Source organism: Pseudoflavonifractor phocaeensis, assembly GCF_021531815.1.
Lineage (GTDB): Bacteria > Bacillota > Clostridia > Oscillospirales > Oscillospiraceae > Lawsonibacter > Lawsonibacter phocaeensis_A.
Map to the genome: position 1 here is coordinate 1 of NZ_JADYUM010000029.1, position 12,558 is coordinate 12,558.

Annotated in this window: 12 protein-coding genes; 2 read left to right on the forward strand and 10 right to left on the reverse strand. The window is 59.7% G+C overall.

What is annotated here, in order from left to right; genetic code table 11:
- From I6E42_RS12225 to I6E42_RS12240, 4 genes are all read right to left on the reverse strand, one after another.
- On the reverse strand, positions 1–991 hold a 991-nt coding region (locus I6E42_RS12225; protein ID WP_235372291.1), incomplete at its 3' end, for an SPFH domain-containing protein.
- 120 nt (positions 992–1,111) lie between these two features.
- A complete protein-coding gene (locus I6E42_RS12230) occupies positions 1,112–2,482 on the reverse strand; it encodes an MATE family efflux transporter (RefSeq protein WP_235372292.1) in 1,371 nt (456 codons plus the stop codon).
- Positions 2,457–3,803, reverse strand: coding sequence for an SEL1-like repeat protein (locus I6E42_RS12235; RefSeq protein WP_235372293.1), 1,347 nt, complete (start codon positions 3,801–3,803; stop codon positions 2,457–2,459). Before I6E42_RS12235 ends, I6E42_RS12230 begins: the two co-directional genes overlap by 26 nt.
- A gap of 334 nt (positions 3,804–4,137) precedes the next feature.
- Positions 4,138–4,407 carry a hypothetical protein gene (locus I6E42_RS12240; protein ID WP_235372294.1) on the reverse strand — a complete coding sequence of 90 codons (270 nt, stop codon included), beginning with the start codon at positions 4,405–4,407 and terminating at the stop codon, positions 4,138–4,140.
- A 207-nt stretch (positions 4,408–4,614) separates the two neighbouring features.
- On the opposite strand from I6E42_RS12240, the gene I6E42_RS12245 reads away from it, so the two are divergent.
- Both I6E42_RS12245 and I6E42_RS12250 read left to right on the forward strand, forming a co-directional pair.
- A complete protein-coding gene (locus I6E42_RS12245; protein WP_235372295.1) occupies positions 4,615–4,860 on the forward strand; it encodes a hypothetical protein in 246 nt (81 codons plus the stop codon).
- Between the two features lie 43 nt (positions 4,861–4,903).
- Positions 4,904–6,397 carry a recombinase family protein gene (locus I6E42_RS12250; protein WP_235372296.1) on the forward strand — a complete coding sequence of 498 codons (1,494 nt, stop codon included), beginning with the start codon at positions 4,904–4,906 and terminating at the stop codon, positions 6,395–6,397.
- 184 nt (positions 6,398–6,581) lie between these two features.
- Here I6E42_RS12250 and bcp read toward each other — a convergent pair whose 3' ends face one another.
- The 6 genes from bcp to I6E42_RS12280 form a co-directional block, all read right to left on the reverse strand.
- On the reverse strand, positions 6,582–7,055 hold the full coding sequence (bcp, locus tag I6E42_RS12255) for a thioredoxin-dependent thiol peroxidase (RefSeq protein WP_235372297.1): 474 nt from the start codon (positions 7,053–7,055) through the stop codon (positions 6,582–6,584).
- Positions 7,027–7,806 (reverse strand): peroxide stress protein YaaA, encoded by a 780-nt coding sequence (gene yaaA, locus I6E42_RS12260; protein WP_235372298.1) that lies wholly within the window; start codon positions 7,804–7,806, stop codon positions 7,027–7,029. Before yaaA ends, bcp begins: the two co-directional genes overlap by 29 nt.
- 4 nt (positions 7,807–7,810) lie before the next feature.
- Positions 7,811–8,932: a DUF362 domain-containing protein gene (locus I6E42_RS12265; RefSeq protein ID WP_235372299.1), complete on the reverse strand. Its 1,122-nt coding sequence runs from the start codon at positions 8,930–8,932 to the stop codon at positions 7,811–7,813.
- Between the two features lie 46 nt (positions 8,933–8,978).
- Positions 8,979–9,926: a DMT family transporter gene (locus I6E42_RS12270; protein WP_235372300.1), complete on the reverse strand. Its 948-nt coding sequence runs from the start codon at positions 9,924–9,926 to the stop codon at positions 8,979–8,981.
- A 163-nt stretch (positions 9,927–10,089) separates the two neighbouring features.
- Entirely contained in the window at positions 10,090–12,063 is a 1,974-nt protein-coding gene (gene ligA / locus I6E42_RS12275; RefSeq protein WP_235372301.1) for an NAD-dependent DNA ligase LigA, read from the reverse strand.
- Between the two features lie 2 nt (positions 12,064–12,065).
- A partial coding sequence (locus I6E42_RS12280; RefSeq protein WP_235372302.1) for a VanZ family protein occupies positions 12,066–12,558 on the reverse strand: 493 nt, incomplete at its 5' end.

Below are 12,558 nucleotides of genomic sequence, written 5' to 3' on the forward strand. Positions count from 1 at the left end.
CACCGAAGGGAGTGGGCGGCGGCGTGAAGGGGGATGCGGGCGCCGCCGGGGCGCTCTGCTGGCCACCGAAGGCTTTGGGCGGCTGGGAGAACGCCTGATCCATCAGCGGCTTGGCGGCTCCCCGAAGCATCTGGCCAAATCCGAAAGCCAGGGGCATCTGAGCCATCATGCCGCCCACGTTGTTGGCGCTGCCGGGGTTTTTGGCGTACTCCTTGGCAATCTCCGCCATTCTTTCATCTGTCCAGTTATAGCCCAGCAGATCCATGCGCTGTTTTTCCGCCATGGAGGAAATGCCCAGAGCGCTGGCGTCGGACAGGGCGGACTGGATCTTCTGGTAATCTTCATCAGCCAGACGGATGCCGGAGACGAAGAATTTCACCAGCTTCACGCCGAATTCAGCCATCTCCTCCCCAAGCACCTCCTGCATGGCGGCGGAGATCTCATTCAGATGGGCATTGGCGATGGTAAAACTCACCTGGCTGAGCAGCGTGGTCAATTGTGATTTGACCCGGGTGACGATCATCTCCCGGAAGTAGCTGGTCAGGGATTCCGTGGTAAATTCCCGGTTGGTGCCGTTAAAGCTTACCAGGAATTTCTGGCTGTCCCCGATCTGGACGCCCATGCCGCCGTTGGCGCCGGCGTGGATCAGAATATGGAACTGGGGGTCCATGGCGATGACCTGGTCGGGCGTCCCCCACTTCAGGTCCATGGGGATGGACTTGTTGATGTAGTAGACTTCGCAGTGGAAGGGCGACACGCCCCCGGTGGGGATATTCAGCAGGCGGCGCAGTACAGGGATGTTTTCTGTTTTCAAGTCGTGGCGGCCGGGACCAAATTTTTCTGCCACCTGGCCGTTGCACATAAAGAGGGCCTCCTGGGACTCGTGTACGATCAGGTGAGAGCCGGTGTTGAAGTCCTCGCAGGGGTGCTTCCACACCAGAACGTCGTTTCCGCCCTCATAGTTGATGACATCCAAAAATTTCAAGCTCATATCTGTCTCTCCATTCTCAGTTAATCGGGCAAATAAAAAAGTAGACTACCCATAATATGGATAGTCTACCATATCTCCTGTGAGCCTTGGCGGACCGCGGCCCATCTCACCATGGTGAAATCAGCGTTTGGAAAACTGGAAACGGAGCAGAAACAGGATGCCCCGTACGTTCAGCTCGATGCTCATGGCCAGCCAGGCGCCCACCAGTCCCAGCGGGCGGATGAGCAGCATGGACAGGGGCACTCGCACCAGCCACAGGCTCCCCAGCATCAGCGTACTGGAAACAAGGGTGTCTCCCCTGCCTTGCAGGATGCCGGCGCACACCAGCTGGGTGCCGTACATCAGTTCCGCAAAGGCCTCGATCCGGAGAATCTTCGTTCCCAGCAGGACCAGTTCCGGGTCCGGCGTCAGCATCCGCATCAGCTGCGGGGCAAACAGGAACAGTACCACGGACAGGGCGATGGTGACCATCGCCGCAAAGCCGATCCCGGCCCAGCCCATCTGTCTGGCCCGTTTTTTATCACCCGCGCCGATCTCCCGCCCGGTGATGGCCACTTGGGCGAGGCCGATGCCGTAGGCGGGCATATAGCAAAAGCTCTCCGCTGTGATGGCCAGGGAGTGGGCCGCCATGGCCACATTTCCAAGAGGCGCGATCATCCCAACCACCGTTGTCTGGGCAAAGCGCATGACCACCTGTTCCAACGCGATGGGCGATCCAAGACGAAACGCCCGGCCCAGGATCTCCCGAAGCCCCGGGGCGAAAAAGGGCTCGCCCCGGCGCAGCTTCATGCCGGGCTCCCGGGCAAGGAGCATATATAGCATCAGCAGCCCGGTTATGATCTCGGACAAGGCTGTTCCCAACGCGGCGCCCTCCACGCCCAGTCCCGCGCCGGGGACGGTCAGCGACAGCTGGAACCATTCCAACTGTCTGGTGGGAAAGATCAGCAGATAGTTGAACAGAACATCCATCCCGTACATCCCGGCAGTCAGCATCCCCGGCACACGCATATTCCCGCTGCTTTGCAGCATCCCTGCCGCGTAACCGTTCAGCTGAACAAAGGGCATGGAGATGGCATAGATCTGGAAATACCGGGCGGCAGACCCGTGTATGGACGCTTCCGCTCCAAGCCAGACCGGAAGGCGGACGCTGAGCCACAAGCCCAGAAAGGCCATACACATCCCAACGCTGAAGGCCACCCAAAGGCCATGCCGCATAATGCCTCTGGCGCGCGCCTGCTCTCCCCCGCCGCTGGCCTGGGCCGCCTGCACAGTGAAGCCTGTGGTCAGGGCTGCGCACAGTCCGCCGAACAGCCATGTCACACTTGCCACAACGCCCGCGGCAGCCGCGGCGTCGGCATTCAGATGGCCCAGCATGGCCGCGTCGATGTACTGCATGACCACCGAGGAGACCTGAGCCCACATGGAGGGCAGGGAGAGCCGCACCACCAGCCGGAACAGTTCCCGCTTATTTGTACTGCCGCAATTGTTCATAGACATCCTTCTCAAAACAGCTGAAATTCTGTTCCTCCGCCTTTTGGAACCAGGCGGAGGCCAGCTTTTGCTGATTGAGCTTCTCCTCCGTTGTTTTCGCCGCGTCACGCGCCGCCAGTGCCAGCTTACCCAGGACGAGGCTTGCCCTGGCGCTCCCGTCATAGGCGGCTTTTTCCAGATAATGACGGTATTTCTTTTCATCCGGTCCAAAGCCGTCCGCTCCGTAGAAATACCGGGCCAAATGGTAAGATGCGTTGGGATAATTCATCCCGGCCGCCTGCTCCAGCATCCCCTTGGCCTCCTCTATGTACCCCAGCCGCAGGTCCAACATGGCAAGTTCATCCATGGCAAACACATTGCCCATGGCTACCGCCTGCTTCCACCTGGCCCGGGCGGTCTGCTCTCCGGTCAGGCCGGCCTTTGCCAGAGCCTGCTCCCGGTACGCCTCGTAGGCAGGGTTATCCAGAAACTGCGCCGCTTTGATGGGACCCCAAAAGGAACCCATCCGCTCCGCCTGGTCAAAATAGCCGATGGCGGCGGCCAGTTCCGTCACGATCTCTTCGAAACGCGCTTCCACCCCGGGCTGTTTCCGCAGCCGGTCCGCCCGCAGCAGCGCCAGGTCACCCAAGCCGCTCACCGCATGGTGGAACTTCTGCGCCGCCGCCAGCCGGTAATACCGCTCCGACTCCTCCATCCGCTGTTCCGCAGACAACTCCCCTGTCTCGCCGTGCAGGAGCATATAGCCATAGGAATACAGGGCGGGGGCATAAGGCGGCTGGCTGGACGCTGCCCGCTTGAAGTAATGGGCCGCCTGTTCCAGATTACGCTCCACCACATACTTTCCATGGGGGCCGCCGGCCTCATTTTTCACCACGAATTCCATGCCCACATAATAGAAGCCCGCCAGATTGCTGGAGGCGATCACATTCTGTCCAGCCATCCGCCGCAGGGCGAAAAAGAAATCGATGCTGGTGGCCTCATAGCAGTCGCAGGTCAGGTAATACTCCTCCACCTGCCGCTTCATGTTGACCTTTCCAAAGGACTTCTCCTCCCCGGACTCCTCGGGACTGCGCCGCTCCCCCAGATGGGTCTGCACGATCTCGTACAGGATAGAGGCCAACAGCATGCCGTCCGCCGTTTCGGCCTGAGATAAAATTCCAGACGCGCAGGAGAGCTCACCCTTCAGACGGAGAAACAGCTCGTCCAGATCGGTCCCACGGCGGTCGGCACTGTACCGGATCACCGCCGCAAGGCGCTTGCAGATCTCCCGTTTATGCTCTGCCTGGGCGTAATGGACACAGTGGAATTTCGGAATGCTCATGCCTGGTTCGTCATTGATGTGCTTTCCGATATTGCTGGAGCTGTTATCCAGACCGCCCTTGAAAAACGAGTCAATGTCCTGCCTTTTGCGTTCTCTCGGTCCATCGTGCGTTGCTGTCTCCATATACACGACCAGTTCTTTCGGGAACGCCTCCGGATTGGTCATTCCGAAAATCGCGTTATAAAAACCAACCTGATTATCAAATAGCTTGTTTCCTTTTCCGGACAGAATTTTTTGAAGTTTTCTCAAAACGGTCTCTTTCTGAAACATTCTCCCACACCCCTGACAAGTCCCTGTGCGCATCACCGCCAGTTCTCCACACATTTTCTGTAAACTACATAATCATATAATCCCATGTGTTCTCATGCAAGCGAAAGAATAAAATCACCATGGTGATTTTATCTGAATGAATTCGTAATACGATATCGGAATCATCCGGCTTGTTGGCTATATAATAAGCCACCACAGCAGTAACCATGTGCATGGGAATTTCCTTTGGCGTTGCTATCCGGAGGCGCTCCATCAACTCGTCGGGCAGCTCCATATCTGTACAGCGCAGAGGCACCTGATCCAGCGCATTGGCAAGGATATCTTCAAACCGCAAGCTCCACTGTCCTTTGGTGGTGGACGAGAATACCGGCATCTGCATTTGCGTGAATTGGCCAAGTCCTCCAAATCCATCAGTGTGTCAAAGGTGAACCGGCCCAGATAGGTGGTGTCCTGCTTGTTGACGGCAGTATAGTGAACCGTCCCGGTATAATCTGAAATTCCTTCCTCTCATTCAGCATAGGACAAGTATATCAAAAATACAATGTATCAAGCGTACCCGAACCTGGAGGTGATAGCTATTATTACCCGTCCATTCACTTATCACCGTGACGCGCATATTGTTTCCGGCAGAAAAAACACCATCACGATTGAAAATCTCACTCCTCAGCTTTCTGATGAGGAACGCTTTGAACAGCGGCGATGCATTGAGGAAGGGCTGTTTGAGGTTTTTATCAAATATACAAATCAACAGGAAAATCATAACTATTTAGGAGCTGCTGCGGTATGATGTACTCGTCAGCAGCTCTTATCTATGTGAAAGGAGCTGCAACATGAACGCAATCTACGCAAGACAGTCTGTTGACAGAGCCGACAGCATTTCTATTGAAAGCCAGATCGAGTTCTGCAAATACGAATTGAGAGGTGAAGCCTATAAAGTTTATACCGACAGAGGTTACAGCGGCAAGAATACGGACCGCCCTGCCTTTGCGGAAATGATGAACGATATTGAAAACGGTATCATCAGCAAGGTGATCGTCTACAAGCTGGACCGTATCAGCCGTTCCATTCTCGACTTTTCCAATATGATGGAGGAGTTCGGAAAGTATAAGGTTGAGTTCGTATCCACCACAGAAAAGTTTGATACCTCCTCACCCATGGGTCGAGCCATGCTCAACATCTGCATTGTATTCGCCCAGCTTGAACGGGAGACGATTCAAAAGCGCGTGGCAGACGCCTACTTCTCCCGCAGTCAAAAGAGTTTCTATATGGGCGGACGGGTCCCATACGGCTTTCGGCTGGTGCCGACTACCATGAAAGGCGTTAAGACTTCCATGTATGAGATCGATCCCGAGGAGGCAGAACAGGTCAAGCTGATCTATGCGCTCTACTCCAAACCGGAATGTTCCTACGGCGATATCATCCGGTACTTCCAGAAGCATGGTATTCTCAAGAACGGAAAACCGTGGTGCCGCACTCGTATGGCAGATGTACTGAGGAACCCAATCTACGTTCGCGCAGACCTCTCTGTCTACGAGTTCTACCGGGACCAGGGCGCGATCATTGCCAACGATCCCGGCGACTTTATCGGAACAAATGGCTGCTACTTCTACAAGGGCCAGGACTCCACCGGCCGCAAGCAGATGAATTTGGAAGGCAACCATCTGGTATTGGCACCCCATGAGGGAATCGTCCCGGCAGACCTGTGGCTGAAATGCCGTGACAAATGTCTGGAGGCCCAGCAGATCAAACCGTATCAGAAAGCCAAGAATACCTGGCTGGCCGGGAAGATCAAATGCGGCGTCTGCGGCTATGCGCTGGTGGATAAGCATTATGCTGCCACAAGGGCCAGATACTTCCTCTGCTCTAACAAAATGAACTCCAGAGCCTGTGAAGGACCCGGCACGATCTACTCGGATGAATTCGAGCAGCTGATCTATGATGAAATGCGGAAAAAGCTGACGCAGTTCACTTCTCTCAGAAAGCGTAAAGGAAATATCCTTAACCCGGAACTCACCACCCTCAATGTGGAATTGACGCAGACAGAGAGCGAGATCAGCGCTTTGATGGACCGTCTGGCCGCCGCTGACGATACCATGTTCCGCTATATCAGCGGGCGTATCACGGAACTGGACGGTAAAAAGCAGGAGCTGATGAAGCGCATCTCCGAGCTGAAACTTCACAAGGAAGCTGACTACACCGAGATCAGCAACCATCTGACCATGTGGGATGAACTGAGCTTCGAGGATAAACGCCAGACCGTGGATCAACTCATCCGCGTCATCTACGCCACCAGTGATTCCATTAAAATCGAATGGCGCATCTAAAACCAACTTATGTCCATCTTGTACGCTTCGGCGAATGCCTGCGGCTGTGCAAGGACAAGATGAACGCCAAAAACATCTACTTCACCAATCCCGCCTTCGACAAAGGAGCTGCCCCGCAAAACGCGGAGTGATCCATACAAAACAGGGTCCGGAGCATGCGCTCCGGACCCTGTATCCCTTTCTCTCACTTGGATGTGTCTTCCCCGTCCAGACAGGCCAGGATCTCAGCGGCGTTGGTGTCAGGCTTCACCTTGGGCATCACCTTTACGATCACGCCCTCCTCGTCGATGAGGTAGGTGGACCGGACCACGCCCATGCTGACCTTGCCGTAGAGCTTTTTCTCCTGCCACACCCCATAGGCCTGGATCACCGTCAGCTCCGGGTCGGAGGCCAGATGGAAGGGCAGATCGTACTTCTCCGCAAACCGCTTGTGGGAGGCCACAGAGTCCTTGCTCACCCCGATGACCGCAACGTTCCGGTCCCGAAAACCCTGGTAGGCCCCGGCGAAGGCACAGGCCTGGCGGGTACAGCCGGGGGTGTTGTCCTTGGGATAGAAATAGAGGACCACCTTCTGCCCCCGGAATGCGGACAGGGTGACCGGGTTCCCCTCCTGGTCGCTGAGGGTGAAATCAGGGGCGATCGTCCCAACTTCCAGCATTGTTTTCTTCCTCCTTCACAAATACATAGGTGTTCTCGTCGGACTCTCCCGGAGCATAGCGGTACCCCAACCGGGCAAAGTCCTTTGCCTCCTCCGGGGACCGCGCCCCGCACTCGGCCAGATAGCGGACCATCTCCCCCCGGGCCATCTTGCAGGCGGTCCCCTTCTCCAGGATCTTGCCGCCCTTCCGCTCCCCGAACACACAGGTGATGAACCGCTCCTTCCCGGTGAGGTACCGGGAGACGCACAGGCTGTACTCCTTGGAGGCCAGATTCAGCACGCAGTCCGTCTCGGAAAAGAGCTGCCGGGCCAGCTTGTTCCCCCAGAAGCCGTACAGGTCCTTTTCCCCCCGGAGGGCCAGCCGGGCCTGCATCTCCAGCCGGTAGGGCGTCACCCCGTCGAAGGGCCGCAGCAGGCCGTAGAACCCGGACAGGACCCGCAGGTGCTCCTGGACATAGTCAAACTCCCGGTTGGTAAAGACCCCCGGGGCCATGTACTGGTACTGGATGCCCTGGTAGGACAAGATAGCCGGGGTCAGGCCGTGCTCCAGGTCCATCTGCTCCAGACGCTCCGCGTTCAGCCGGGCGATGGCGTCGTTGCAGCGCCAGAGGGCCTTTAATTCCCCGTAGGACATCTGCCGCAGGCGGTCCAGCAGCTCCCGGGTATCCGCCAGAAACAGGGGCAGGTCCCGCCAGGGCAGGGTGTCCCTGTCCGGGACCATTTTCTTGGCCGGGGCGATGATGAGCCGCATGGCCTCAGACCTCGATGAGCTCGTAGGCGCGGCTGCCCAGGCCGATGGCCTCGGCATGCTCCAGACAGGCCTGCCACTCGGACTCGGGGCTGGTGTTCTTGAAGTGGTCGTGGTGGTCGCAGAAACCCTCCCGGTGCATGTTGTCGTCCAGCAGGCTGCCGGGGATGGGCTGCTGGCGCAGGCAGGCGTCGGCGCAGGCCTGGTCCAGGGCCACCGGGTCGAAGGAGGCGAACATGCCCACGTCGGGGAGGATGGCCATGTCGTTCTCCCCGTGGCAGTCGCAGTAGGGCGAGACGTCAATGACCAGGCTGATGTGGAACTGGGGCCGGCCGTCCACCACGGCCATGGCGTACTCCGCCATCTTCCGGTCCAGCATCTCGGCCGCGTCGTCGTTGGGGTTATAAATGGCGTCGAAGTTGCAGGCGGCGATACAGCGGCCGCAGCCCACGCACTTGGTGTGGTCGATGGAGGCCTTCTTGTCCGCGTAGGTGAAGGCGTCCTGGGCGCACTGCTTGGCGCACTGGCGGCAGCCCACGCAGCGCCGCTTGCTCACCACGGGCTTGCCCGCCGCGTGCTGCTCCATCTTGCCCCGTCGGCTGCCGCAGCCCATGCCGATGTTTTTCAGCGCCCCGCCAAAGCCGGTGGCCTCATGGCCCTTGAAGTGGCTGAGGCTGATGAACACGTCGGCGTCCATAATGGCCCGGCCGATCTTGGCCGTCTTCACGTACTGGCCGTTGCGGACCGGGATCTCCACGTCGTCGCTGCCCTTCAGGCCGTCGCCAATGATGATCTGGCAGCCGGTGGCGTAGGGGGTAAAGCCGTTTTCGTAGGCACTCTCAATGTGCTCCAGGGCGTTCTTCCGCCGCCCGGGGTACAGGGTGTTGCAGTCGGTGAGGAAGGGCACGCCCCCCAGAGACTTGACCACGTCGGCCACCCGCCGGGCGTAGTTGGGCCGCAGGAAGGTCAGATTCCCGGGCTCGCCGAAATGGATCTTGATGGCGGTCATTTTGTGGTCGAAGTCGATCTCGCCGATGCCGGCGGCCCGGATCAGCCGCTCCAGCTTGTCCAGCTGGCTGACTCCGATCTTGGTGCGCAGATTGGTGAAATAGACCTTGGACGGGTTCATAGGGTTCTCCTCTCGTATGTAAAGTTAATATACGTATCAGTTCTTGTTACAGTCTGGTTTTGATGCCCTTCGCTTCCAGGATACCCGGGATGATGGAGCACAGGGAGCCTGCCACGATGAGGACAATGCCCACCCCCATGTTCAGGGAGATGGCCTCGCCGTGGAGCCACAGGGCCAGCAGGGGCGACAGGGCGGGCTTGAAGAAGTAGACCAGGGAGACCATGCTGGCCGGCTGGTACTCCATGGCCAGGAAGTAGGCGCAGAAACCGATGCCTGCCACGCCGGCGGAGACATACAGGACGTAGGGCAGGTTCTCCAGGGTGTACCCCGCCAGGATGGGGATATTGGCAAAGGAGGAGAAGCCCGCCGCCGTAATGGCCGCCGCCACCGCCGGGATATGGGTCAGCAGGATGAAGGCCAGGGTGATGAGGCTGCCGAAGAAGAAGCTGAAACAGGTGACCACCACACCGCCGTATTCCACGCATTTGCGCTTGCCCATGACGCCGTAGATGGAGAACAGCAGGGTGGACACCAGGGCCAGGGCCACGCCGGTCATGCTCAGCTTGGTGTTCCAGGGGCTGATGATGGCCACGGTGCCCGCCACCTCCAGCAGAAGGGCCACGATATGCCGGGGCCGGATGGGCTCGCCCAACAGGAAAAAGGCCAGGAAGGTGACAAAGACCGGATTACAGCTGAACAGCACCGCCGCCACGCCGGACCCGGCGTAGAGGATGGACAGCTGGAGAATGGGCATGCTCAGGGCGATACCCGTCAGGCCAAGCAGGGAGAAATAGGCCAGGGTCTTCCGGTCCAGGTGCTTCCCCCGTTTTTTCAGGGTCCGCAGGGTCAGGGGCAGCAGGAAAATGAAGCCGATGGAGAAGCGGCACAGGGTCAGCTGGACCGAGTTGATCTGTCCGGCGATGAATTTCACCGCCACCTCGTAGGTCCCGAACATCACCACCGCGATGGCGATATAGAGATAGCCTTTTTTCATTGGAATCACACCTTTCGTATACCACACACAGTACCCGAAAATTATAACACGAAGGCCCGGAAAAGGGAACGAAAAATTTCCAGGGATCGCAAGAAAACAAGGCTGGCCCCTGACAGAAAACGGCAAGGGCTGCGCCCTTGCCGTATCCATTCTGAAAACCGGATCACTCCAGCATGGCGAGAAATTCCGCCTCGGTAAGGACGGGGATGCCCAGTTCCTGGGCCTTACGCAGCTTGGAGCCGGCCCCCTCCCCCGCCACCACATAGGTGGTTTTCTTGGACACTGAGCCGGAGGCCTTGCCGCCCCGGGCCTCGATCATCTCCGAGGCCCCCTCCCGGGTGAACCGCTCCAGCCCGCCGGTGAGGACGAAGGTCATCCCCTCAAACCGCCGGTCGCTCCCCTGCTCCGCCGCGGTCATGTTGACCCCGGCCTCCCGCAGCCGGGCCATCAGGTGCTTGCTCTGGGGGCTGGCCATCCACTCCAGGACGCTCCGGGCGGTGATCTCCCCCACGTCCTCCACCGCGGTCAGCTCCTCCAGGGTGGCCTGCTCCAGGGCCTCCAGGGTACGGAACCGGGCGGCCAGGATCTTGCCCGCCTTCTGCCCCACCTGGCGGATGCCGAAGGCAAAGATGAGCCGGGACAGGTCCTGCTCCTTGGACTTCTCAATGGCGGCCAGCAGGTTTTTGGCCGACTTTTTGCCCATCCGGTCCAGCTTGGACACGTCCTCCTCCTGGAGGAAGTACAGGTCGCCGGGGGTCTTCACCAGTCCGGCCCCCACCAGGTTCTCCACCACGGCGATGCCCAGCCCCTCGATGTCCATGGCGTCCCGGCTGGCGAAATGGGCCAGGTTGCGCAGCAGCTGAGCGGGGCACTCAGCCCCGGTGCAGCGGACGTGGGCCCCGTCCTCGTCCCGTTCCACCGGCGCCCCGCAGACGGGGCAAAGAGCGGGCAGGAAGTAGGGCGCGGTCCCCTCAGGGCGTTTCTCCGGCACCACCGACAGCACCTCGGGGATGATCTCCCCCGCCTTGCGAACCAGCACCGTGTCTCCGATGCGGATGTCCTTTTCCGAAATAAAATCCTGGTTGTGGAGGGTGGCCCCGGTGACGGTGGTGCCCGCCAGACGTACCGGCTCCAGCACCGCCTTGGGGGTGAGCACCCCGGTGCGGCCCACCTGGACCACAATGTCCAGCAGCCTGGAGGGCTTCACCTCGGGGGGATACTTGTAGGCCGCCGCCCACCGGGGGAATTTGGCGGTGGAGCCCAGTCGCCGGCGCTGGTCCAGATCGTTCACCTTCACCACCGCGCCGTCGATGTCGAACTGGTACTCCTCCCGGCTCTCCCCTACTTTTGCGATCTGCTCCGTCACCTGCTCCACCGTGGCACAGCTGACATGGGGGATCACTTTAAAGCCCTTGGCGCTCAGGTAGTCCAGCGTCTCCAGATGGGTGCGGAAGCGCTCCCCCTCCGCCCACTGGACGTTGAATACCAGGATGTCCAGCTTCCGGGAGGCGGCCACCTTGGGGTCCAGCTGCCGCAGGGAACCGGCGGCGGCGTTCCGGGGATTGGCGAACAGGGCCTCTCCCCTCCGCTCCCGTTCCTCGTTCAGGGCGTGGAACACCTTTTTGGGCATGAAGACCTCCCCCCGGACGATGAGCCGGGAGGGCGCGCCGGGGATACGCAGGGGGATGGAGCGGACGGTGCGCAGGTTCTCGGTCACGTCCTCCCCCACCCGGCCGTCGCCCCGGGTGGCCCCCCGGACGAACAGGCCGTCTTCGTATTCCAGGGCCACGGACAGCCCGTCCACCTTAGGCTCCACCACGTAGGACGCGTCCTCCACCACGCCCCGGACCCGCTGGTCGAAGGCCCGGACCTCGTCAAAGTCGAAGACGTCCTGGAGGGACTCCAGGGGCACCTTGTGCTCCACCTGGGCGAAGGACTCCAACGCCTTCCCCCCCACCCGCTGGGTGGGCGAGTCGGGGGTGACAGCCTCCGGATGGGCCGCTTCCAGCTCCTCCAGGCGGCGCAGCTTGTGGTCGTAGTCGTAGTCGGACATGGTGGGGGCGTCCTGCACGTAGTATTCGTAACCGGCCTGCTCCAGCTCCCGGCGCAGGCTTTCGATCTCGGTCAAATAGTCCATAGTCAGATGGCACCTCTTTCGCGGCATTGGAACTTGGCGAAGAACCTGGGGAACAGGGCCCGCAGGGGCCAGTAAATCCAGTAGCCCAGCAGGGCCCCGGCGGTATTCAGAATCAAATCGTCAATATCGGAGCTTCGGCCGATAAAAAACTGGATGAACTCGATGGCGAAGGAGGAACAGGCTCCCGCCAGCAGGGACCGCCACCAACGGGGCCGCCGCCACAGCAGGGCGGTGAAAAAGCCCACGGGGACAAAGATCCCGATATTGGCCAGCATCAGGAACATGACCCAGGGACCCTTGAAGGCCCGGTGGATCTCCCGGAGGGGGGTGAGCTGGAGGGTATCCAGCTGGACGGCCCAGTCCACAGGAGGGAACAGGGGCGCCTCCCCCCGGAAGGCGGCCAGCCAGTGGTCCGCCCGCCAGAAGCCCGCCGGGAACAGGGTCAGGGCCGCCAGCCCCGCCCCAAACAGGGTGAACAGGAGCAGCGCCCCCTCC

Coding starts and splice junctions, on each gene's coding strand:
- I6E42_RS12265 (WP_235372299.1), bottom strand. CDS start 8,932: ATGAACCCGTCCAAGGTCTATTTCACCAATCTGCGCACCAAGATCGGA.
- yaaA (WP_235372298.1), bottom strand. CDS start 7,806: ATGCGGCTCATCATCGCCCCGGCCAAGAAAATGGTCCCGGACAGGGAC.
- I6E42_RS12245 (WP_235372295.1), top strand. CDS start 4,615: ATGTATCAAGCGTACCCGAACCTGGAGGTGATAGCTATTATTACCCGT.
- bcp (WP_235372297.1), bottom strand. CDS start 7,055: ATGCTGGAAGTTGGGACGATCGCCCCTGATTTCACCCTCAGCGACCAG.
- I6E42_RS12270 (WP_235372300.1), bottom strand. CDS start 9,926: ATGAAAAAAGGCTATCTCTATATCGCCATCGCGGTGGTGATGTTCGGG.
- I6E42_RS12230 (WP_235372292.1), bottom strand. CDS start 2,482: ATGAACAATTGCGGCAGTACAAATAAGCGGGAACTGTTCCGGCTGGTG.
- I6E42_RS12250 (WP_235372296.1), top strand. CDS start 4,904: ATGAACGCAATCTACGCAAGACAGTCTGTTGACAGAGCCGACAGCATT.
- ligA (WP_235372301.1), bottom strand. CDS start 12,063: ATGGACTATTTGACCGAGATCGAAAGCCTGCGCCGGGAGCTGGAGCAG.
- I6E42_RS12235 (WP_235372293.1), bottom strand. CDS start 3,803: ATGAGCATTCCGAAATTCCACTGTGTCCATTACGCCCAGGCAGAGCAT.